Genomic DNA, 20,944 nt, shown 5'->3' with positions numbered 1-20,944 from the left:
TGTTTTTTCTACACTAAACCTCAACTATCATGAACAAGATGAAAACTCTATTCATCACCCTGTTATGTATGGGTGCTGGAACTCTGTCGGCTCAAACTGCCGATAGTACACAAACTTCTCCCTGGACAAAAGAAGGATTTGCCGGACTGAAACTGACACAGGTGAGCCTGACTAACTGGGCTGCCGGAGGTGATAACTCTGTTGCCTTTGACTTGCAGGGCACTTATCAGATTGATTATAAGAAAGGAAAACATTTGTGGAATAATCGTATCGAACTGGCTTATGGATTGAATAAGACCGGTGACGACGGAACCAGGAAGGCTAATGATAAGATTTATTTGAATACGAATTATGGCTATGCTATTGCCAAAAGTTGGTATGCCAGCGCATTCGCTACTTTCCAGACGCAGTTCTCTCCCGGATATGACTATTCTGTCAATAAAGATGTTGCTATCTCCGAATTTATGGCTCCCGCTTATTTGACTACCGGTTTGGGCTTTACTTATGATCCCGGTAAGATATTTACCGTTGTATTGTCTCCTGCTGCATGGCGCGGAACATTTGTTCTCAATGACCGTCTCTCGGACGAAGGAGCTTATGGAGTAGACCCGGGCAAACACCTGTTATCCAGCTTCGGTGCTAACTTGAAAGGGGAAGCCAAATATGAATTTTTGAAGAATATGACAGTATATTCGCGTTTGGATTTATATTCCGATTATCTGCACAAGCCATTGAACATAGATGTGAACTGGGAGGTGCAAATAAATATGATTATCAATAAATGGTTTTCAACCACGCTCACTACTAACCTGATGTATGACGATGATGTGAAGATTGTACAAAAGGATGGTACCAAAGGATCTCGTGTACAATTTAAAGAGATCTTGGGAGTGGGAGTCCAATTCAATTTCTAAGGATTGGTTTTTAAGTATTAGGTATTAAGTATTACCATGACTAATACTTAATACCTAATACTTAATACTTATTTTTTCTTCTTCTTCAGTCCCTTATAAGCCAGGAATCCGATGACCAATACCACCACTGCTATAATGACATAGCCGATTTCGTGGCTGTATGTGGTTGCCATTACATAGACGTCATTAGTGGTTTTGAGGTCTGTAAACCGGTAGATCAGGTATCCGAGTAGAGCCAATATACTGTTCCATATCGCAGCGCCGAGAGTGGTGTAAAGTAGGAAAGGTCCTAATTTCATGCCGGCTAATCCTGCGGGAATACTGATAAGTTGGCGTACAGCCGGAATGAGACGGCCAAAGAAAGTGGAGGCTGCACCGTGCTTTCTGAAATATTCTTCTGCATGGTGTACCTTTTCTTCGTCAATAAGGCACATGTGCCCTAAACGGCTGTTAGCGAATTTATAGACAATAGGACGACCCAGCCAACGCGCCAGGTAATAATTTACTAATGCACCGATATCTGCTCCTATGGTGGCAAATAGGACCACGAGAAAGATATTCATACTGTCGTCTGCCATAGCTTTCCATGCGGCAGGTGGCACTACGGCTTCCGAGGGGAAGGGAATAAAAGAACTTTCGATAGCCATAAAAATGGTGACTACCCAATAGTTCAAATTTTCTAATACCCATTTAAGAAGTTCTGCTACTGATTCCATGTTTTTTGAGGATAGAATTTATTAATCTGATTTATTTTTTTCCTTTCTTCTTTTTCTTATTCTCCTTTTTCATGCGTTCCCACACTTCCTTGAGAGTTCTTTCATCTTCCTCTCTATGTTCGGGACTATTTAACAGATCCAGAATCATATCTTCTTCCAGTGGATGTTCACATTCTTTGTTGTATTTAAAGAAGTTGTCGATTTCACCGTGCATGAGGCAAAGCACACTCAATTTCTCCGTCACATCTTCGTATTTCGGATTCATCTGGTACGCTTTTTCAAAGTATTCTTTGGCTTCTATCAGATAGTCACTTTCCGAATAAGCAGAGGCGATCATATACCACATTTCTATGTTAGAGTTAATCTCTATCGCTTTTTCGAAAGACAAGGCTGCTTCGTCTTCCAGCTCCTCTGCCAGATATAGTTTTCCCTCTGTCAGATAAATCAATCCTTCATTCGGGTTTATCTCTTTGGCTTTTTCGCAGAGCTGATGTGCTTCTTCATATCTTTCCAGATGAGACAGGGCGAAGGCTTTGCTGGTATATGTGTCTATTAATAGGACAGACTGTCTGTCTCCGTCTTCTTCAAAACGTGCGATTACTTTGTCGTAATAGTCATCGGCTTTCTGCCATTCTTCTTTATTGCCGTAGGATATTCCCATGAACATATAACCCAGTTCAGGGGGGATGGATTTAAGCTCGATCGCTTTTTGGTAATTCTCGATGGCATCATCCGAATTGTTCAGATAGAAAAAACAATGCGCTTTATAAGCGTAGGCTTCTCCACACTGATCGTCGGCTGCCAACGCAAAATCACAGGCTTCGATGGCCTTGTCTATTTGTTCCTGAACAAAGTAACATTTCACCAGCCCCATCCAGTAGGAAGCGTTGAAAGGAGATTTGTCGATGAGTTTGTTGTAATAGATGATGGCCGATTCTACTTGGTGGGTCGATGCCAGATAATCGGCTGTGAGGGCCATATATTCTTCATCTTCGGCATAACGCGATTTACCTCGGTCGAGCCATTCTTTGGCTGCGTCCGGGTATCCCATGTCCAGATAGAGAAATACGACATCAATGATTGTTTCCAGTTCGTCGGCATCCGCTATCGTACTTAATAACCATTGGGCTTCTTCCAGTTTTCCTCCATTCAGCAATAGTTCGGCTTTCAGCAGTTTCACTTCCGAGTCAAAATCTTCGGTGATGGAATCTGCTACTTTCTTTGCTTTTTGCAGTTTTTGGGTGTCCAGGTAGAGATAGGCTTGTTCGATGAGTAAAGCTGTATTTCCCGGATGTATCTTAAGTCCGTAGGTGATTACTTCTTGTGCTTCTTCAAATTTCCGTTCGGAGGCATACCAGTCGGCGATGTCGGCCAGTTGGTCAGCATCCAGATAAAGTTGTCGGTTTTCTGCTTTTGCTTTTTCGTAGTTTGTGATAAGTGTGGCTAGTTGCTTTTTGGCTGATGGTGAGTTCTTTCTACCCATTTTTATTAATTTTGTTCACCACAGATTACACGGATTAACACAGATTTTTATTCTTTATTTCTCTAATCTGTGTTAATCCGTGTAATCTGTGGTGAAAGGTTATTTATTAATCTTCCCCCACGTATCTTTCAACCCTACTGTGCGGTTGAAAATCAGTTTTTCCGGGGTTGATTCTTTGTCGATATTAAAGTAACCGATCCGTTGGAACTGCAGGTAGGAGAGTGTAGGCAGGGTAGCTGCGAACTTCTCTATGTAGCAGTTGGGCAGAACTTTCAATGAGTCCGGATTGATGATTTCTTTCATGGCTTCCAGTGCTTCGCAATTTTTTGCTTCGCGGATGGCAGCCAGTTCGTCGCGTGGGTTTTCCACTTTCCACAGGCGGTCGTACAAACGTACTTCTGCTTGTAGGCAGTGATTGCAGCTTACCCAATGGAGCGTGCCTTTCACCTTGCGGTTTGCGTCCGGCATACCGCTACGGGTATTAGCGTCATATTCACAATATACCTCTGTTATTACGCCGTTTTCGTCTTTCTTGCAACCGGTGCATTTTACGATATAGGCATTTTTGAGGCGTACTTCCTGTCCCGGTGTCATGCGGAAATATTTCTTGGGAGCGTCTTCCATGAAGTCTTCACGTTCCATCCACAGTTCACGGCTGAATTCGATCAGGTGGCTTCCTGCTTCCGGGTCTTCCGGGTTGTTGATTGCTTCCAGTTCTTCAACCTGTCCTTCCGGATAGTTGGTGATGATTAGTTTAACCGGGTTGATCACTGCCGATACACGGGTGGCACGGCTGTTCAGGTCGTCCCGAACGGAGCTTTCTAACAGGGCGATGTCGTTCAGGGCATCGTATGTGGTATATCCGATTTTATCAATAAATTTATGAATAGACTCCGGTGAATAACCGCGACGGCGGAAACCGCAGATAGTCGGCATACGGGGGTCGTCCCATCCGTTCACCAATCCTTCTTTTACCAGTGTGAGCAGGTTACGTTTGCTCATCAGGGTGTAGCTTAGGTTCAGTTTGTTGAATTCAGTCTGACGGGGACGGTTGTCGTTCAGGTCTTTTCCTTCTTTCAGCCAGTCGATGAAGAGGTCGTAAAGAGGACGGTGTACCACAAATTCGAGTGTACACAGCGAGTGAGTTACTCCTTCGAAGAAGTCACTCTGTCCGTGAGCGAAGTCATACATCGGATAAGCCTTCCAGGTAGTACCTGTACGGTGGTGCGGGTGTTTCACTACACGATAAATAATCGGATCGCGGAAGTGCATATTCGGGTTAGCCATGTCAATCTTGGCACGGAGCACCATGGCACCTTCTTCGATCTCGCCGCTATTCATTTTCTTAAAAAGTTCGAGGCTTTCTTCGATAGGACGATTGCGGTAAGGGCTTTCCACACCCGGTTGGGTAGGAGTACCTTTTTGCTGTGCGATCAGTTCGGAGCTTTGTTCGTCAATATATGCTTTTCCCTCCTGGATCAGGCGGATAGCGAAGTCCCATAATTGTTGGAAGTAGTCGGAAGCGTAGTATTCGTTTCCCCACTGGTAGCCCAACCATTGAATATCTTCTTTGATAGCTTCTACATATTCCACATCTTCCTTGGTCGGGTTTGTGTCGTCGAAACGAAGGTTACATACACCGCCGTGTTTTTCTGCGATGCCGAAATCAAGGCAAATAGCTTTGGCATGGCCGATGTGAAGGTAACCGTTAGGTTCGGGCGGGAAGCGTGTCTGCACTTTTCCACCATTTTTACCTTCTTTCAAGTCTTTCTCTACTGCCTGTTCAATAAAGTTCAAGCTTTTCTTTTCGCCTGCTTCTTCGTTTTTAATATCTGTCATAACGGTTAATGTTATCTGTATTTAGGCTACAAAAGTAGGACATTTTTTTTATTTAACCGGAATATAACCGCTCTTTTTTATAATGTCCTGTCCGTCGGACGAGAGAATAAACTGAATCAGGGGTGAGACTTGTTCCTTATTTTTTACATTATAGTAGTAATAAAGCGGGCGCACGATGGGGTAGGTCTTATTGGTGGCGTTCTCTACCGTAGGCGTGGCATAGTGGGTGCCGTCGTATGATACGGAAAGCGTTTTGACACGGGGAGATACGTATGCCAGTCCGACATATCCGATGGCTCCTTTGGTCTGACTGACAGACTGGATGATGGCACCCGTTGCCGGCATAGAAAGGCTGCTTGCCATGTAGTTTTTATTTTTCAGTACGCTCTCTTTGAAAAATTCGTAAGTACCGGACGATGTTTCGCGCGAGTAAACCACTATTTTGCGATCGTCTCCGCCTACCTGTTTCCAGTTGTTTATCTTCCCCCGGAAAATGTCTTCCAGTTGTTGGCGGGTCAGCTGCTTTACCGGATTGGAGGGATGCACCACCACGGCAAGGGCATCGTAGGCTACAATCACTTCGTCTACTTCTTCTCCGGCTCCTTTTATTTTCATCTTTTCGCTGAACTTGATCGGGCGGGAAGCCATTGCGATGTCCGTTGTATGATCCATTAAAGCGGAGATACCTACACCGGTTCCACCACCGGTCACTGTGACACGGGCCTCCGGATGCTGGTTCATAAACCGCTCTGCTGTCTGTTGTGCGACAGGCAGTACCGTATCGCTACCTTTAATACGTTGTGCGTTGGCACCGAGCGAGAGTAAGGAAAGGGCGATTAATAAGTTTCTTCTCACTTTCATATTTCTTCGTTTTATTAACGTTGCAAATTAAGCAATCGGATATTACATTTTCATTTCATCCGGAGTGGAAATGATACTTGTAACACAAACGTAACATGATTGAAACATTTCCTTCAAACGTTAGTCACACCTCCTTAATAAAGAGATGCTTTCTTTGCATCAGAAATCATAGCAGGTATATGAAAAAGGTATTTGAAAAGATTATAGAAGGAATGTTGACTTGTAGCGGCTTTGTGACAAGTATTACTATTCTGCTGATTGTACTCTTCCTTTTCACTGAAGCTTTCGGGCTGTTCAAGAGTAAAGTGATTGAAGAGGGATATGTGTTGGCGCTGAATAAGAGCAACAAGGTCAGTGTGTTGAGCCCCGCACAGATAAAAAATGTTTTTGACGAAGAGATTACAAACTGGAAGGAACTCGGTGGGGAAGATCTCCCTATCCGGGTTTTTCGTTTGGAGGACATAACGCAGTATTATACGGAAGAGGAATTGGGACCTGCTTATGAATATGCAGGCGATAAGATTACGGAGCTGGTGGAGAAAACACCCGGCATCGTAGCTTTTGTTCCGCAGAAGTTTATTGTTCATCCGGACGCGGTACATTTCATAGAGGATAACACTATTTCCGTAAAGGATGTATTTGCGGGTGCCGAATGGTTTCCTACGGCTACTCCGGCTGCTCAATTCGGCTTTCTGCCGTTGATTACCGGGACGTTGTGGGTGAGCCTGTTTGCCATCCTTTTTGCTTTGCCGTTCGGGCTGTCGGTTTCTATTTATATGTCTGAAGTGGCAAATCCGAAAGTGCGGAACTGGCTGAAACCGATTATCGAACTGTTGAGTGGTATTCCTTCCGTTGTTTATGGCTTTTTCGGATTGATTGTCATTGTTCCGTTGATTCAGAAATTGTTTGATCTTCCGGTGGGAGAGAGTGGCTTGGCGGGAAGTATCGTACTGGCTATTATGGCATTGCCTACTATTATAACGGTGACGGAAGACGCGATGCGCAACTGTCCGCGTGCAATGCGGGAAGCGAGTCTGGCATTGGGCGCTTCGCAATGGCAGACGATATATAAGGTAGTGATTCCTTATTCTATTTCGGGGATTACATCCGGTGTGGTACTCGGTATCGGACGTGCTATCGGGGAGACGATGGCAGTATTGATGGTGACGGGTAATGCGGCTGTGATTCCGACAACAATCCTTGAGCCTTTGCGTACCATTCCGGCTACGATTGCGGCCGAACTGGGAGAAGCTCCTGCGGGAGGACCTCACTATCAGGCGTTGTTCCTGTTGGGTGTCGTACTGTTCTTCATCACATTGATTATCAACTTTAGTGTGGAATATATTTCCTCTAAAGGATTAAAACGTAGCAAATAAGATGGAAATACGGAGTAATAATAAAGCTAAACACCGTTCGCAGAAAGTTGCTTTCGGGATTTTCCGGCTGTTGAGCCTTTGCATTGTACTGATATTGTTTGCAATTCTGGGATTTATCGTCTATAAAGGAATCGGCGCTATCAGTTGGGATTTTATCACTTCGGCTCCTACGGACGGGATGACAGGTGGCGGTATATGGCCGGCTATTGTCGGTACTTTCTATCTGATGGTGGGGAGTGCGCTGTTCGCCTTTCCGATAGGGGTGATGAGCGGAATTTATATGAATGAGTATGCGCCGAAAGGTAAGTTGGTACGCTTTATCCGGGTGATGACCAATAACTTGAGCGGTATTCCTTCCATCGTATTCGGATTGTTCGGTATGGCGCTGTTTGTCAATTATATGGGATTTGGTGATAGTATTTTGGCCGGTTCTTTGACATTAGGTTTGCTTTGCGTACCTTTGGTCATTCGGACAACGGAGGAAGCTTTGAAAGCCATTCCTGACAGTATGCGTGAAGGTAGCCGGGCCTTGGGGGCAACGAAGTTGCAGACGATCTGGCACGTCATTCTGCCGATGGGGATGCCGAACATTATCACAGGGTTGATTCTTGCCTTGGGACGTGTTTCGGGAGAGACGGCGCCGATTCTGTTTACTTGTGCCGCATATTTCCTGCCACAACTGCCAACGGGTATTTTCGATCAGTGTATGGCATTGCCTTACCATTTGTATGTGATTTCCACGAGTGGAACGGATATGGAGGCACAATTGCCGCTGGCTTATGGTACGGCATTGGTGTTGATTATGATTATCCTGTTCGTGAATCTGCTGGCCAATGCATTGAGAAAGTATTTTGAGAAAAGAGTAAAAACAAACTAGATTAGTATATGGATACAGTGAAAATAGATGCGCGTGATGTGAACTTTTGGTATGGAGATTTTCATGCATTGAAGGGTATCAGTATGCAGATTGAGGAAAAGTCGGTTGTCGCTTTTATCGGACCGTCCGGTTGTGGTAAGTCTACTTTCCTCCGGCTTTTCAACCGGATGAATGATTTGATTCCTGCTACCCGTCTGGAGGGAGAAATCCGTATCGACGGACATAATATATATGCGAAAGGGGTGGAAGTGGACGAACTCCGCAAGAATGTAGGAATGGTGTTCCAGCGTCCGAATCCTTTTCCGAAAAGTATATTCGAGAATGTAGCTTACGGACTTCGTGTTAATGGAATAAAAGACAATGCTTTCATTCGCCATCGTGTGGAGGAAACGTTGAAAGGAGCGGCTCTTTGGGATGAGGTGAAAGATAAGTTGAAGGAGTCGGCTTATGCATTGTCCGGCGGACAGCAACAGCGGCTTTGTATCGCCCGTGCGATGGCTGTCTCTCCTTCGGTATTGCTGATGGATGAGCCTGCGTCTGCACTCGACCCTATTTCTACGGCTAAGGTGGAGGAGCTGATCCATGAATTGAAGAAGGATTATACGATTGTAATCGTTACGCATAATATGCAGCAGGCAGCCCGTGTCAGTGATAAGACGGCGTTTTTCTATATGGGCGAAATGGTGGAATTCGATCAGACGAAAAGGATATTCACCAATCCGGAGAAAGAGGCTACCCAGAATTACATAACGGGACGCTTCGGGTAATTCGTGAAATCCGTGCCTGAAATTTATCTCTGAAATGTCATTAGCAAAATATTAATCATTTATATATAATAGACTATGGTAAAGTTTATAGAATCGGAACTTATCCTATTGAAGAAGGAAATTGATGAAATGTGGACCTTGGTGTACAACCAACTTGACCGTGCCGGAGAGGCTGTGTTGACCCTCGACAAGGAGTTGGCTCAACAAGTGATGGTTCGCGAGCGTCGGGTGAATGCTTTTGAATTGAAGATAGATAGCGATGTGGAAGATATTATCGCATTATATAATCCGGTGGCGATTGACCTCCGTTTTGTATTGGCTATGCTGAAGATCAATACGAATCTGGAACGCTTGGGCGACTTTGCGGAAGGTATTGCCCGCTTTGTACTTCGTTGCAAAGAGCCGGTGTTGGATGCGGAATTATTGAACCGTCTTCGTCTGGCAGAGATGCAGGCAGAAGTGTTGTCGATGCTGGAACTGGCGAAGCGTGCCTTAAATGAAGAAAGCAATGATTTGGCAGCGGGAGTTTTTGCCAAGGATAATTTGCTGGATGAAATCAATGCGGATGCGACAGGTATTCTTTCTGACTATATCATCGAACATCCGGAAGCTGTACATACCTGCGTAGATTTGGTCAGTGTGTTTCGTAAACTGGAACGTTCGGGAGACCATATTACCAATATTGCCGAGGAGATTGTTTTCTTCATTGACGCCAAAGTGTTAAAACATCGTGGCAAAACGGACGAAAACTACCCGGAAAAGTAATTTTTGGCAGATTTTTAAACAGAAATTAGGGCTCCTTAAAAAATTATCCTATATTTGTCACCTATAACGGATAAGTTACAGGAGATTTTGCTTCAAATGATAATAAATCCAAAGAATTTTCAAAAAGATGTTATATGACATGTTTTATAATTTGGATAGTATCGGTAAAACCGCCTATATTTGCACCGTTATCCTGAAAACAATCTTTTTACCTTAAAAAAAACTAATACCTATTGAAAACTGAAAAATGGAGCTTTGTGAAAAGCCCCATTTTTTTTTGCTCTTATTTTTTAAGCTCCTTTCTAATTCGTATCTTTGACCCTTGCATTAAGAGAGTATTCTCAATCTTAAAATAGTAAGTAGTAAATCGTAAAATAGTAAATGAAATTATGTTTTCTGGAATCGTAGAAGAATATGCTACTTTGGTAGCACTGGTGAAAGACCAGGAGAATATACACTTTACATTTAAGTGTTCGTTTGTGAATGAGTTGAAAATCGACCAGAGTATTTCTCACAATGGTGTGTGTCTGACAGTGGTGACTCTGACAGATGATACGTATACGGTGACTGCCATGAAAGAAACATTGGAACGCTCTAATCTCGGTCTGCTGAAAGTGGGGGATAAGGTGAATGTTGAACGTAGCATGATGATGAATGGCCGGTTGGACGGACATATTGTTCAGGGACATGTAGACCAGACTGCTACTTGTATTGATGTTAAGGATGCGGAAGGTAGTTGGTATTTTACCTTCCAATATGCGTTTGATAAGGAAATGGCGAAACGTGGATATATTACGGTGGATAAAGGTTCGGTGACTGTGAACGGTGTTAGCCTGACAGTATGTAATCCGACCGATGATACTTTCCAGGTAGCTATCATTCCTTATACGTATGAGCATACAAACTTCCATACGTTTGAGATTGGCAGTGTGGTAAATATTGAATTCGATATTATCGGTAAGTATATCAGCCGGATGATTCAATATAAATAGTTGGCTGTCGCGAAAGCGAATTTCAATCGTAAATCATAAAATCGCAATCTTATGGATTTTCTTCAATTGGTACAGGCTCGTCAAAGCGACCGTTCGTATGATAAGGAGCGTCCGGTGGAGCCGGAAAAGTTGGAACGGATACTTGAAGCTGCTCGTTTAGCGCCTTCGGCCTGTAATGCGCAGCCTTGGAAGTTTGTAGTCATCACGGATAAGGAACTGGCTCAAAAAGCGGGGAAAGCTGCTGCTGGTTTGGGGATGAATAAGTTTGCTAAAGATGCTCCCGTGCATATTCTGGTGGTAGAGGAATCTGCTAATATTACCTCTCTGCTTGGTGGAAAGGTGAAAGGCAAGCATTTTCCATTGATCGACATTGGAATAGTTGCTGCTCATATTGCTTTGGCGGCTGAAGCCGAAGGACTGGGCTCTTGTATTCTGGGTTGGTTTGATGAAAAAGAAATGAAACAGCTTGCCGGTATCCCTGCTTCCAAACGTTTATTGCTGGATATTGTCATTGGCTATCCGGCAAAGGAAAAACGCAAAAAGATGAGGAAGCCGAAAGAAAAGGTGGTTTCATACAACCGTTATTGATTGAAAAATAATTATATTCTTAGTTCTTTAGGATAAGCATATAACCGAAAGCATCGTTGGTTTTAAAGGAAGAGTCCGTTCCTTTTAAACCAACGATGCTTTCCTTTTAAAGGAACGGACTGTTTGTTTAAAACCAAAAGTGTTTCTTCTAAAGTGTTGATATATAACTTATTATTAATGCCGCTGAATAAGCGGTATTAATAATGTAGTATTTATTTCTTTTTTGACAAATCCTTCAGCAAATAGTCTACTGCCGCTTTCAGTTGGGCGTCTTCTCCTTTCAGGCTGGCTTCGGACTTATTATAGATAAGAATATCAGGTTGTAAAGTCTGATTTTCGAGATCGTTGCACTGCTTGCTTCCTTTTCCTTATAAATCTTTCAGTAATACTTTACTTGCTTTTTTATAGTATTCTTCTCTGGATTCGGTCAGCACTTTCCATTCGTCGTTGAATTCTTCGTCTTTATCAATTTTGAAATTCTCGGAACCGTATGTATCCAAACGATCCAATAAGATGGCTACATTCAATTGATTGATATCCATTGACGGTTGATAGCCGATCTCTTCGCTTTTTTCGTCGGTGACTACCTCGTGAATCAATTCTATTTCCTGCAACTGATAAAGCACCTGATTGGTTAGCCGAATGGGGATCTGATGTTCTTCCGAGATTTCTGCAGCCGTATAGGGAGGCTCGTTCTTCTCAAACCGTTTGGCTATGAGCGACATAATCAGGATGGATATAAAGTCCCGGTATCGTCTGCTGATATTCCGGGTGTCCTGGTCAAAACTAAAACTGCGGATATTCTGTCCGGCATACGTCAATTCGGCTCCGAATAAACAGATTGTCCAAGATATTTGCAACCAAAGCAAAAATAAAGGAAGTGCGGCAAAACTACCGTAAATGGCGTTGTACTTTGATACCCACAACTGGCTGTTGATATACAGGAATTGAAAAGCCTGATAAGCAGACCCCGCCAGAATGCCTGCAATGAGCGCGTGTTTGAATTTTACTTTCGTATTCGGCATGAAGATATACAGCCCTGTGAACATCAGCCATGTCAGGACGAAAGGGATAAGCCGTATCATGAATTTCATAATAGGAGCAAGCAGGACGAAATCATCCATCTGTTTGAGAATGGTACTCATAAACAGAGAAAGTCCTCCGGACACTACGATTAGAATCGGCATCAATAGGAACATAGAGAAGTAATCCGTAATCTTGCGATACATGGACCGTGCTTTTTTTACTTCCCAAATACGGTTGAAGGTGATTTCAATATTGCTGACCAGATTGATAACCGTCCATAACAACATGACCAAACCAACTCCAATGAAAATACCTCCTTTGGTTTGTGAAAGATAGGAGTTGACAAATGAGAGAATGGCCTCTGTTGTTTCTATATTTCCTCCGAAACCATTGCGGAACTGATGTTCCATCAGGTTGTCGAATCCAAAACCGCGTGCCACGGCAAACAGGATGGCAAGTATCGGTACAATGGCGAGTAATGTGCTATATGTCAGTGCGGAAGCTTTATTAGCCATCCGGTCTTTGGTAAACCGGTTGATACAAAGATAGATGGTCTTTATAATATTGTAGAGTGAGAACTTGGTTCGGGTCACTTCATCTTCCGTAATGCGCCAGATGTCATACGTAAGAAACTTCCATATATCGGTGATTTTCTTCTTCATAGTTCAACGGATAATTAAAAGAAAAAGCAGTCAGCCTATAAGCCGAGTTCTGTACCTTATATAAAACAAGGTGCCTGTCATTTATCTGAGTGGCGTGTCACCACGACACTTTAGCGGTCTACCCTCCGACATGGAGCGAGCAACTCTCATAACGCCGGTTTACATGACCTTACAACTCCTAAGACGTACAGCCCGACATGTCACCATGCGGCCGGTGGGCTCTTACCCCACCTTCTCACCCTTACCTCTCCCCGAAAGGAGCGGCGGTTATTTTCTTCTACGTTACTCTACCCTCACGGACAGCTTTCTGTTAGGAAGTAGGATGCTCTATGTTGCCCGGACTTTCCTCCTGCACGAAACGTGCACGCGACAGACCGGCCAACTGCTTTAGACTGCAAAAATACGTCATTTATTTTGTTTTAGCCAAAGAAAGTACCACAAATAGAAATAATTTCTACCTTTGCTATTATTAAAATGAATTTTAATGAAGAAGAATATCCTCCTTTTCTCTTGTTTTCTGGTGATTGCGGCAGTCAGCCTGAAAGCACAGGAAATACGTCCCATGCCTGCCGATTCAGCTTATGGGGTAGTGCATATCTCTGTTTGCAATTTGCGCGAAGAAGGCAAATTTACTTCCGGCATGAGTACGCAGGCATTGTTGGGGATGCCGGTCAAAGTACTTCAATATACCGGTTGGTACGAGATACAAACGCCGGATGATTATACCGGATGGGTACACCGGATGGTGATTACCCCCATGTCGAAGGAACGTTATGATGAGTGGAACCGGGCGGAAAAGATAGTGGTTACTTCGCATTATGGATTTGCGTATGAAAAACCGGATGAAAGTTCTCAACCTGTGTCCGACGTGGTTGCAGGCAATCGTCTGAAGTGGGAGGGAAGCAAGGGGCATTTCTACAAAGTATCTTATCCCGACGGTCGGAAAGCATACATCTCTAAATCTATTTCTCAACCGGAAACAAAATGGAGGGCTTCATTGAAACAAGATGTTGAAAGTATCATTGCGACTGCTTATTCGATGATGGGAGTCCCTTATCTGTGGGCAGGAACCTCTTCCAAAGGAGTAGATTGTAGCGGCTTGGTACGTACCGTGCTTTTTATGCATGATATTATTATTCCGAGAGATGCGTCTCAACAGGCTTATGTGGGCGAACATATTGAGATTGCTCCTGATTTTGCCAATGTACAACGGGGGGATTTAGTGTTTTTTGGTCGTAAAGCGACTGCGGAGCGTAAAGAAGGAATCTCTCACGTTGGTATTTACCTTGGTAATAAACAGTTTATCCACGCTTTGGGCGATGTACACATCAGTAGTATGAACCCTGTGGATAAGAACTATGACGAGTTCAACACGAAACGTCTGCTTTTTGCCGTTCGCTTCCTACCTTATATTAATAAGGAGAAGGGAATGAATACTACGGATAATAATCCTTATTATAAATAGTCGATAAATGATGGTTGATAGTTACTGTGAGTATTTTGCATAAATATCTATCATCTATTATCTGCCACCTGTCATTTATCACTTATCATTTGTAATTTATCATCTATTAAAGCATGCAGAACAGAAGAGATTTTTTGAAAACAGCGACTTTGGCTGCTTTGGGTTCAGGGTTGGTTGTCCGTCAGACATTAGCCGGAGAATCATCGCTTTCTAACGTCTATATAAATAAGCTCGGTTTGGGAGGAAAGATGAAAATGAGCTTTTTCCCTTATGAATTGAAGTTGAAGCATGTGTTTACGGTTGCCACATATTCACGCACAACGACTCCTGATGTACAGGTGGAAATAGAATATGAAGGGATAACGGGGTACGGAGAGGCCTCTATGCCTCCTTATTTGGGAGAGACGGTAGAATCGGTAATGAGTTTTCTGGGGAAAGTGAATCTGGAACAGTTTAGTGATCCTTTTCAGCTAGATGACATTTTGTCATACGTTGACAGCCTCTCGCCAAAAGACACGGCGGCGAAAGCTGCGGTAGATATCGCCCTTCATGATTTGGTGGGAAAACTGTTGGATGCTCCCTGGTATAAAATATGGGGATTGAACAAAGAAAAGACGCCTTCTACCACCTTCACGATAGGTATTGATACACCGGATGTAGTACGGGAGAAAACAAAAGAGTGCGCCGATCAGTTTAATATATTAAAGGTAAAGCTGGGACGGGACAATGATAAGGAGATGATTGAAACCATCCGATCGGTAACGAATCTACCGATAGCGATAGATGCCAACCAAGGCTGGAAAGACCGTCAATACGCGCTTGATATGATTCATTGGCTGAAAGAAAAAGGTATTGTGATGATAGAACAGCCTATGCCGAAGGAGAAGCTAGACGACATTGCCTGGATAACACAACAAAGTCCATTGCCGATATTTGCAGATGAATCGTTGCAGCGTTTGGGAGATGTAGCTGCCTTGAAAGACGCTTTCACGGGAATTAATATTAAACTGATGAAATGTACCGGTATGCGTGAAGCATGGAAGATGGTAACACTGGCTCATGCGCTCGGTATGCGTGTGATGGTGGGTTGTATGACAGAGACCTCGTGTGCTATTTCAGCAGCTTCACAGTTCTCACCATTAGTCGATTTTGCCGACCTGGATGGTAACTTGCTTATTTCTAATGATCGATTTAAAGGGGTAGAAGTGGTGAATGGAAAGATCACCCTGAATGATTTGCCCGGAATCGGTGTCATGAAAATCTGACTTTACTGAATGAATGTCAGAGTGTTAAAGCCATCTGACATACAACGAATGTAAATTTGTCAGGTGTTGTCGTTAACCGCTGTTAAGCTCTAAATATTCTCTGTTAAAAGTGGACAAAAAAGAGTGACAAGTAGAATAAGTGAACGATATTTGTTATTATTTTAACGTCGTAAAAGTTAAAACAATGTCGAATATTAACAATTTAAAGAATTATAAATCATGAAACAGACAACAAAGAACATTCTGGGAGTAGGAGCAATCATTCTTCTTAGCTCAGGAGTTGCAGGATTGACAACTTACAAATTGTTGCAATCTAACGAAGCTGCTAAAGAGACATCTTTTAATGAGATGTTCAAGCAGAATCCCAATGTCAAATTGGCTGCTTTTGACGCTGTGAACGCTCAACCTGTTGACCTGACTCAGGCTGCGGAGAATTCGCTTCATGCTGTCGTACATATAAGGTCTACTCAAGAAGCTAAAACAAGAACTGTTCAGCAAGCGCCGGACATCTTCGATTTCTTTTTTGGTGATGGACGCGGACAGCAGCGTCAGGTACAGTCTCAACCTCGTGTAGGTTTTGGTTCGGGAGTAATCATCTCGAAAGATGGATATATCGTAACGAATAATCACGTGATTGAAGGTGCGGATGAAATCAGTGTGAAACTGAATGATAACCGTGAGTTTAAAGGACGCGTGATTGGTACTGACCCCAGCACCGACCTTGCATTGGTAAAAATAGAAGGTGATGATTTTCCGACTATTCCGGTAGGAGACTCCGAAGCGTTGAAAGTAGGAGAGTGGGTATTGGCGGTAGGTAACCCGTTCAATCTGAACTCTACTGTAACTGCCGGTATCGTAAGTGCGAAAGCCCGTTCTCTGGGTGTATATAATGGTGGTATAGAATCATTCATTCAAACGGATGCTGCTATCAATCAGGGGAATAGTGGTGGTGCGCTGGTAAATGCCAAAGGTGAACTGGTAGGTATCAATTCGGTGCTTTCTTCTCCGACAGGTGCTTATGCAGGATATGGTTTCGCTATCCCGACCAGCATTATGACGAAGGTAATTGCCGACCTGAAACAATACGGAACAGTACAACGTGCATTGCTCGGTATTCGTGGTGGTTCTATCGGTAGCAGTTTGATGGACGACCGTCAACCGATTGATAAATCCGGTAAGACACTGGCAGATAAAGCTAAAGAACTGGGTGTTGTAGAAGGAGTGTGGGTTTCTGAAATCGTAGAGAATGGTTCTGCTGCAGGAGCTGACATTAAAGTGGACGACGTAATTATCGGTGTGGATAATAAGAAAGTATCTAATATGGCCGACTTGCAGGAAGCTCTTGCGAAACATCGTCCGGGTGATAAAGTGAAAGTGAAACTGATGCGCGATAAGAAGGAAAAGACCGTTGAAGTAACGTTGAAGAACGAACAAGGTACTACCAAAATCGTGAAAGATGCAGGCATGGAAATCTTGGGAGCTGCTTTCAAAGAATTGCCGGATGATTTGAAGAAACAATTGAATCTGGGTTACGGTTTGCAAGTGACAGGGGTTTCTTCCGGTAAGATGTCAGATGCAGGAGTTCGTAAAGGTTTCATTATCCTAAAAGCTAATGACCAGCCGATGCGCAAAGTCAGCGATCTGGAAGAGGTGATGAAAGCTGCTGTTAAGTCTCCGAATCAGGTATTGTTCCTGACCGGTGTGTTCCCATCCGGTAAACGCGGATACTTCGCTGTCGATCTTACTCAAGAGTAATATATAAAATAAGGTAAGAAGATTATAGGATAAGCTAATGAAATAGAAAAAGGATGCCGCCAATCAACTTGTCGGCATCTCTTTTTGTTTTATTAGTTGAAAAATATAGTGTAAAAGTTACTTAATTTTGTATGTTAACAAATTATTTGTCGTAACTTTGCACTCCAAATCTGTTTTTAAAGAATGAGACAACTAAAGATTACCAAAAGTATCACTAACAGAGAGAGCGCTTCTCTTGATAAGTATTTGCAGGAAATCGGCCGTGAAGACCTGATTACTGTCGAGGAAGAAGTGGAACTCGCTCAACGCATTCGTAAGGGTGACCGTGTAGCATTGGAAAAATTGACACGTGCCAATCTTCGTTTCGTCGTATCTGTGGCTAAACAGTACCAGAACCAGGGTTTGAGTTTGCCTGACTTGATTAATGAAGGCAATTTAGGACTGATTAAGGCTGCCGAGAAATTTGATGAGACACGTGGATTTAAGTTCATTAGCTACGCTGTATGGTGGATTCGCCAGTCTATTCTGCAAGCATTGGCAGAGCAGTCGCGTATTGTTCGTCTCCCGTTGAATCAGGTAGGTTCGCTGAATAAGATCAGCAAAGCCTTCTCGAAGTTTGAACAGGAAAACGAGCGGCGTCCGTCTCCCGAGGAGTTGGCAGACGAACTGGAAATTCCGGTTGATAAAATCTCTGATACGCTGAAGGTGTCCGGCCGTCATATTTCGGTGGATGCGCCTTTTGTGGAAGGAGAGGATAACAGCCTGTTGGATGTGTTGGTTAACGATGATTCGCCTATGGCGGACCGCTCTCTGGTTAATGAGTCTCTTGCGAGGGAAATTGATAGAGCTCTTTCTACGTTAACCGATAGAGAAAAAGAAATCATTCAGATGTTTTTCGGTATCGGACAACAAGAAATGACATTAGAAGAAATCGGCGATAAATTTGGCCTCACACGTGAGCGCGTTCGTCAGATTAAAGAAAAAGCAATTAGAAGACTTAGACAAAGTAATCGTAGTAAATTGCTCAAATCTTACTTGGGATAAGTAAGGAATATCAGTTTCTGAAAAAAAGAATTTGAGTCGCATAAGTCGCACTTTTCATGTAGAAGAATGTACTTATGCGACTTTTTATATAAGTCCTATTCTATAATTTAATCTTGTGCTATGTGAGTTTTATGAAGAAATTTGTTCTAATATCATTTGTTCTGGTTGCTTTGGGAGCAGGGGTGATGGCATACGCAAGATATGCGACATTGTCTTCTGACACGGTGCCTGTTAAAATAGAGCAACGTTTGCGTGAAAAAGCGCAGGCGGGAAGGGCTTATTGTGATAAGAACGGGTATAATACAAATTATTGCTTTCTGGTAGATTTCAGTATTCATTCCGGTAAAAGGCGTTTCTTTGTATGGGATTTCAAGGGAGATTCTGTGAAGTATGCAAGTCTTTGTGCGCATGGATACGGGAAAAACAGTACGCTGTCCAAGCCTGTATTCAGTAATGTGGAAGGTAGTTATTGCTCTTCTTTAGGAAAATATAAAGTAGGGATACGGTCGTATAGTAAGTGGGGGATTAATGTTCATTATAAATTGCATGGATTGGAAGCAACGAATAACAATGCTTTCAAACGGTATATCGTGTTACATTCTTATACTCCGATGCCGGAAACGGAGGTGTATCCTTTGCATCTTCCATTAGGAATCAGTCAAGGGTGTCCTGTGATATCTGATGAGGTGATGAGGAAGGTTGACAGGCTGCTCAAGGTAGAAAAGAAACCTGTATTGTTATGGATTTATGATTAAGAAATGCTATTTATTTGAGATAAATCGAGGTAGTCTCCTCTTTTTTGTTACCTTTGCGAAGTTAAAAATTATATGATATGAAATACGTAAAAATACTATTTGCAATTGCACTTGTGTTTACCATGTGCTCCGCTTTTTCTCTGAAAAAAGACCATTCTAAACCGGTTTATGCTTTTGGAATTTCTGCTTCATTTACGGATACGGTAGTCTATTTCACGGATATTCAGATATTAGATAGTGCGAAGGTTAGCAAAGAAGGGTTCTTGGCTCATCGTGAATTATATAGTTATCAGTTGAAAAATTATCTGGAGGATAACCAACTGCAGCAGAATAGTACATGTATGATTTACTTCTCGGAAAACAGAAAGAAGTTGGAAAAAGAAGCAACGAAGATTCTGAATAAATACAAGAAAAATAATAGAATGACGGTGTCGCGGATTGATTCTGATAAATTCCACTTTACGAAACCGGAAGAATAATAAGCAATAGTTAAATTGTTAATATAATAAGAGATGCAGCTTTGCATCTCTTATTTTTTTATCTTTGCCTCGTAATAAACTTGAAATCTAATGAAAAAGATAAAAATATTCTCCTTGTTTGTGTGTTTGGCTATGCTGGTAATCGCTTGTCATAATGACGATGATGAAAGAGGAGTCCAGATGCGTACAGTTCTTGTTTATATAGCAGGTGACAATTCTCTTCGCAGCTTTGCCACAGAGGATTTGGCGGAAATGACAGAGGGAATGCAGTCTGTAGATGATAACTCTTATAACCTACTCGTATACATTGATACCGGATCAAGTCCTAAACTAATTCGATTGAAGAAGGATAAAAAGAAGAATGTCGTACAGGAGGTAATCGCTACGTATGAAGGACGAAACTCTGTAGATGTCTCTAAGATGAAGGAGGTTATCAACACGGCATTTTCTGAATATCCGGCACAGAGTTATGGGTTGGTTTTGTGGTCTCATGGAGAAGGATGGTTGGCAAAATCGCAGAATAAAACCCGTTGGTGGGGACAGGATGGTGGTTCAAATTACATGGATATTTCCGAGTTAAAAGATGTTCTGCGTAATGCGCCTCATTTGAGTTTTCTTCTTTTCGATGCATGCTTTATGCAATCTGTTGAGGTGGTCTATGAATTGAAGGAACATGCGGATTACATAATAGGCTCTCCGACAGAGATACCCGCACCGGGTGCTCCATATCAGAAAGTAGTTCCGGCTATGTTTGCCAATAATGCATCGGCTACGGACATAGCAAAGGCATATTTTGAATTTTATGCAGATGAAAATCTTTATACTGGCAAATTGCCATATAATTGGGGCTTAGGTGATCCCTGGACGGCAGGAGTCTCTGTTTCTGTAGTGAACACTTCCATGTTGGAACAACTGGCTAAAAGCAGTAGTGAGATTATTCCGAAATATATTAAGGGCAGACAAGCGATAGCCACATCGGGCATACTCTGTTATGATTGTCGGTCCAGTAAGTATTATTATGATTTTGATGGATTAATACGTTCTTTAGGTAGTGAGACTAGCGAATATGAGGCTTGGAAAGCTGCTTATGATGCTGCTGTGGTTTATTGGAAGACTACTCCTAATAATTACTCCAGTTATGGCGGTAGTTTCTCGATGAATGGCTCTGCAGGACTTTCTACTTATATATTTCGTCAGTCGTATGAAGAGGAGATAAATCCTTTTTATCGTCAGTCGATACAATGGTACTCCGCTGCCGGATGGGATGAGACAGGCTGGTGATAATTACCATTTCAATATTCTTTAGAAGATAGGA

At 42.8% G+C, this 20,944-nt stretch carries 19 protein-coding genes and 1 other RNA gene; 14 read left to right on the top strand and 6 right to left on the bottom strand.

Features of this window, described 5'->3' with window-relative positions; all coding sequences use genetic code 11:
- Positions 1–29: 29 nt before the first annotated feature.
- Positions 30–914 (top strand): DUF3078 domain-containing protein, encoded by an 885-nt coding sequence (locus DW173_RS20115; protein ID WP_120145097.1) that lies wholly within the window; start codon positions 30–32, stop codon positions 912–914.
- Positions 915–982: 68 nt separating this feature from the next.
- Here the strand turns inward: DW173_RS20115 and DW173_RS20110 are convergent, their stop codons facing one another.
- The 4 genes from DW173_RS20110 to DW173_RS20095 all read right to left on the bottom strand — a co-directional run bounded on the left by DW173_RS20110 (position 983) and on the right by DW173_RS20095 (position 5,813).
- Entirely contained in the window at positions 983–1,630 is a 648-nt protein-coding gene (locus tag DW173_RS20110) for a DedA family protein (protein ID WP_008025384.1), read from the bottom strand.
- 31 nt (positions 1,631–1,661) lie between these two features.
- Positions 1,662–3,113, bottom strand: a complete 1,452-nt coding sequence (locus tag DW173_RS20105) for a tetratricopeptide repeat protein (RefSeq protein ID WP_120145096.1) — start codon at positions 3,111–3,113, stop codon at positions 1,662–1,664.
- A gap of 99 nt (positions 3,114–3,212) precedes the next feature.
- Positions 3,213–4,952 carry a glutamine--tRNA ligase/YqeY domain fusion protein gene (locus DW173_RS20100; protein ID WP_004317618.1) on the bottom strand — a complete coding sequence of 580 codons (1,740 nt, stop codon included), beginning with the start codon at positions 4,950–4,952 and terminating at the stop codon, positions 3,213–3,215.
- Between the two features lie 48 nt (positions 4,953–5,000).
- Positions 5,001–5,813, bottom strand: a complete 813-nt coding sequence (locus tag DW173_RS20095) for a phosphate ABC transporter substrate-binding protein (protein WP_008643354.1) — start codon at positions 5,811–5,813, stop codon at positions 5,001–5,003.
- A 179-nt stretch (positions 5,814–5,992) separates the two neighbouring features.
- Here DW173_RS20095 and pstC point away from each other — a divergent pair, with 179 nt between their 5' ends.
- The 6 genes from pstC to DW173_RS20065 all read left to right on the top strand — a co-directional run bounded on the left by pstC (position 5,993) and on the right by DW173_RS20065 (position 11,178).
- Positions 5,993–7,189, top strand: coding sequence for a phosphate ABC transporter permease subunit PstC (gene pstC, locus DW173_RS20090; protein ID WP_008025379.1), 1,197 nt, complete (start codon positions 5,993–5,995; stop codon positions 7,187–7,189).
- Position 7,190: 1 nt separating this feature from the next.
- A complete protein-coding gene (gene pstA, locus DW173_RS20085; RefSeq protein WP_008025376.1) occupies positions 7,191–8,066 on the top strand; it encodes a phosphate ABC transporter permease PstA in 876 nt (291 codons plus the stop codon).
- Between the two features lie 8 nt (positions 8,067–8,074).
- Positions 8,075–8,833 carry a phosphate ABC transporter ATP-binding protein PstB gene (gene pstB, locus DW173_RS20080; RefSeq protein ID WP_008771190.1) on the top strand — a complete coding sequence of 253 codons (759 nt, stop codon included), beginning with the start codon at positions 8,075–8,077 and terminating at the stop codon, positions 8,831–8,833.
- 75 nt (positions 8,834–8,908) lie between these two features.
- Positions 8,909–9,598: a phosphate signaling complex protein PhoU gene (gene phoU / locus DW173_RS20075; protein WP_004317629.1), complete on the top strand. Its 690-nt coding sequence runs from the start codon at positions 8,909–8,911 to the stop codon at positions 9,596–9,598.
- A 389-nt stretch (positions 9,599–9,987) separates the two neighbouring features.
- On the top strand, positions 9,988–10,590 hold the full coding sequence (locus DW173_RS20070) for a riboflavin synthase (protein WP_004317631.1): 603 nt from the start codon (positions 9,988–9,990) through the stop codon (positions 10,588–10,590).
- A 51-nt stretch (positions 10,591–10,641) separates the two neighbouring features.
- A complete protein-coding gene (locus DW173_RS20065) occupies positions 10,642–11,178 on the top strand; it encodes a nitroreductase family protein (protein WP_120145095.1) in 537 nt (178 codons plus the stop codon).
- A 368-nt stretch (positions 11,179–11,546) separates the two neighbouring features.
- On the opposite strand, the gene DW173_RS20060 is transcribed toward DW173_RS20065, so the two are convergent.
- Positions 11,547–12,866, bottom strand: coding sequence for a YihY/virulence factor BrkB family protein (locus tag DW173_RS20060; protein WP_008025368.1), 1,320 nt, complete (start codon positions 12,864–12,866; stop codon positions 11,547–11,549).
- Between the two features lie 22 nt (positions 12,867–12,888).
- Positions 12,889–13,252: RNase P RNA component class A (gene rnpB, locus DW173_RS20055), an RNA gene on the bottom strand.
- A gap of 98 nt (positions 13,253–13,350) precedes the next feature.
- Here rnpB and DW173_RS20050 point away from each other — a divergent pair.
- The 7 genes from DW173_RS20050 (at position 13,351) to DW173_RS20020 (ending at position 20,910) form a co-directional block, all read left to right on the top strand.
- Positions 13,351–14,331, top strand: coding sequence for an NlpC/P60 family protein (locus DW173_RS20050; protein WP_004317636.1), 981 nt, complete (start codon positions 13,351–13,353; stop codon positions 14,329–14,331).
- A 113-nt stretch (positions 14,332–14,444) separates the two neighbouring features.
- Complete coding sequence (locus DW173_RS20045) at positions 14,445–15,596, top strand: dipeptide epimerase (RefSeq protein ID WP_008025364.1); 1,152 nt, start codon at positions 14,445–14,447, stop codon at positions 15,594–15,596.
- Between the two features lie 219 nt (positions 15,597–15,815).
- The gene (locus DW173_RS20040) at positions 15,816–17,351 is read left to right on the top strand and encodes a trypsin-like peptidase domain-containing protein (RefSeq protein ID WP_004317638.1); all 1,536 of its coding nucleotides are present in this window, start codon (positions 15,816–15,818) and stop codon (positions 17,349–17,351) included.
- Positions 17,352–17,534: 183 nt separating this feature from the next.
- Positions 17,535–18,395: an RNA polymerase sigma factor RpoD/SigA gene (locus DW173_RS20035; RefSeq protein ID WP_002561589.1), complete on the top strand. Its 861-nt coding sequence runs from the start codon at positions 17,535–17,537 to the stop codon at positions 18,393–18,395.
- Positions 18,396–18,526: 131 nt separating this feature from the next.
- Positions 18,527–19,150 (top strand): murein L,D-transpeptidase catalytic domain-containing protein, encoded by a 624-nt coding sequence (locus DW173_RS20030; protein ID WP_015532851.1) that lies wholly within the window; start codon positions 18,527–18,529, stop codon positions 19,148–19,150.
- A 77-nt stretch (positions 19,151–19,227) separates the two neighbouring features.
- The gene (locus DW173_RS20025) at positions 19,228–19,629 is read left to right on the top strand and encodes a hypothetical protein (protein WP_004303864.1); all 402 of its coding nucleotides are present in this window, start codon (positions 19,228–19,230) and stop codon (positions 19,627–19,629) included.
- A 90-nt stretch (positions 19,630–19,719) separates the two neighbouring features.
- Positions 19,720–20,910, top strand: a complete 1,191-nt coding sequence (locus DW173_RS20020; protein WP_008025359.1) for a clostripain-related cysteine peptidase — start codon at positions 19,720–19,722, stop codon at positions 20,908–20,910.
- The last annotated feature ends 34 nt before the right edge of the window (positions 20,911–20,944 follow it).

Origin of the sequence: Bacteroides sp. AM16-13, from assembly GCF_003602705.1 — a bacterium.
Lineage (GTDB): Bacteria > Bacteroidota > Bacteroidia > Bacteroidales > Bacteroidaceae > Bacteroides > Bacteroides xylanisolvens.
This window is presented reverse-complemented; position numbering and strand designations above follow the sequence as displayed.

Bases quoted from the DNA above. Each gene is read 5' to 3' on its own strand.
- DW173_RS20115 (WP_120145097.1), top strand. From the start codon at position 30: ATGAACAAGATGAAAACTCTATTCATCACCCTGTTATGTATGGGTGCT.
- DW173_RS20110 (WP_008025384.1), bottom strand. From the start codon at position 1,630: ATGGAATCAGTAGCAGAACTTCTTAAATGGGTATTAGAAAATTTGAAC.
- DW173_RS20105 (WP_120145096.1), bottom strand. From the start codon at position 3,113: ATGGGTAGAAAGAACTCACCATCAGCCAAAAAGCAACTAGCCACACTT.
- DW173_RS20100 (WP_004317618.1), bottom strand. From the start codon at position 4,952: ATGACAGATATTAAAAACGAAGAAGCAGGCGAAAAGAAAAGCTTGAAC.
- DW173_RS20095 (WP_008643354.1), bottom strand. From the start codon at position 5,813: ATGAAAGTGAGAAGAAACTTATTAATCGCCCTTTCCTTACTCTCGCTC.
- pstC (WP_008025379.1), top strand. From the start codon at position 5,993: ATGAAAAAGGTATTTGAAAAGATTATAGAAGGAATGTTGACTTGTAGC.
- pstA (WP_008025376.1), top strand. From the start codon at position 7,191: ATGGAAATACGGAGTAATAATAAAGCTAAACACCGTTCGCAGAAAGTT.
- pstB (WP_008771190.1), top strand. From the start codon at position 8,075: ATGGATACAGTGAAAATAGATGCGCGTGATGTGAACTTTTGGTATGGA.
- phoU (WP_004317629.1), top strand. From the start codon at position 8,909: ATGGTAAAGTTTATAGAATCGGAACTTATCCTATTGAAGAAGGAAATT.
- DW173_RS20070 (WP_004317631.1), top strand. From the start codon at position 9,988: ATGTTTTCTGGAATCGTAGAAGAATATGCTACTTTGGTAGCACTGGTG.
- DW173_RS20065 (WP_120145095.1), top strand. From the start codon at position 10,642: ATGGATTTTCTTCAATTGGTACAGGCTCGTCAAAGCGACCGTTCGTAT.
- DW173_RS20060 (WP_008025368.1), bottom strand. From the start codon at position 12,866: ATGAAGAAGAAAATCACCGATATATGGAAGTTTCTTACGTATGACATC.
- DW173_RS20050 (WP_004317636.1), top strand. From the start codon at position 13,351: ATGAAGAAGAATATCCTCCTTTTCTCTTGTTTTCTGGTGATTGCGGCA.
- DW173_RS20045 (WP_008025364.1), top strand. From the start codon at position 14,445: ATGCAGAACAGAAGAGATTTTTTGAAAACAGCGACTTTGGCTGCTTTG.
- DW173_RS20040 (WP_004317638.1), top strand. From the start codon at position 15,816: ATGAAACAGACAACAAAGAACATTCTGGGAGTAGGAGCAATCATTCTT.
- DW173_RS20035 (WP_002561589.1), top strand. From the start codon at position 17,535: ATGAGACAACTAAAGATTACCAAAAGTATCACTAACAGAGAGAGCGCT.
- DW173_RS20030 (WP_015532851.1), top strand. From the start codon at position 18,527: ATGAAGAAATTTGTTCTAATATCATTTGTTCTGGTTGCTTTGGGAGCA.
- DW173_RS20025 (WP_004303864.1), top strand. From the start codon at position 19,228: ATGAAATACGTAAAAATACTATTTGCAATTGCACTTGTGTTTACCATG.
- DW173_RS20020 (WP_008025359.1), top strand. From the start codon at position 19,720: ATGAAAAAGATAAAAATATTCTCCTTGTTTGTGTGTTTGGCTATGCTG.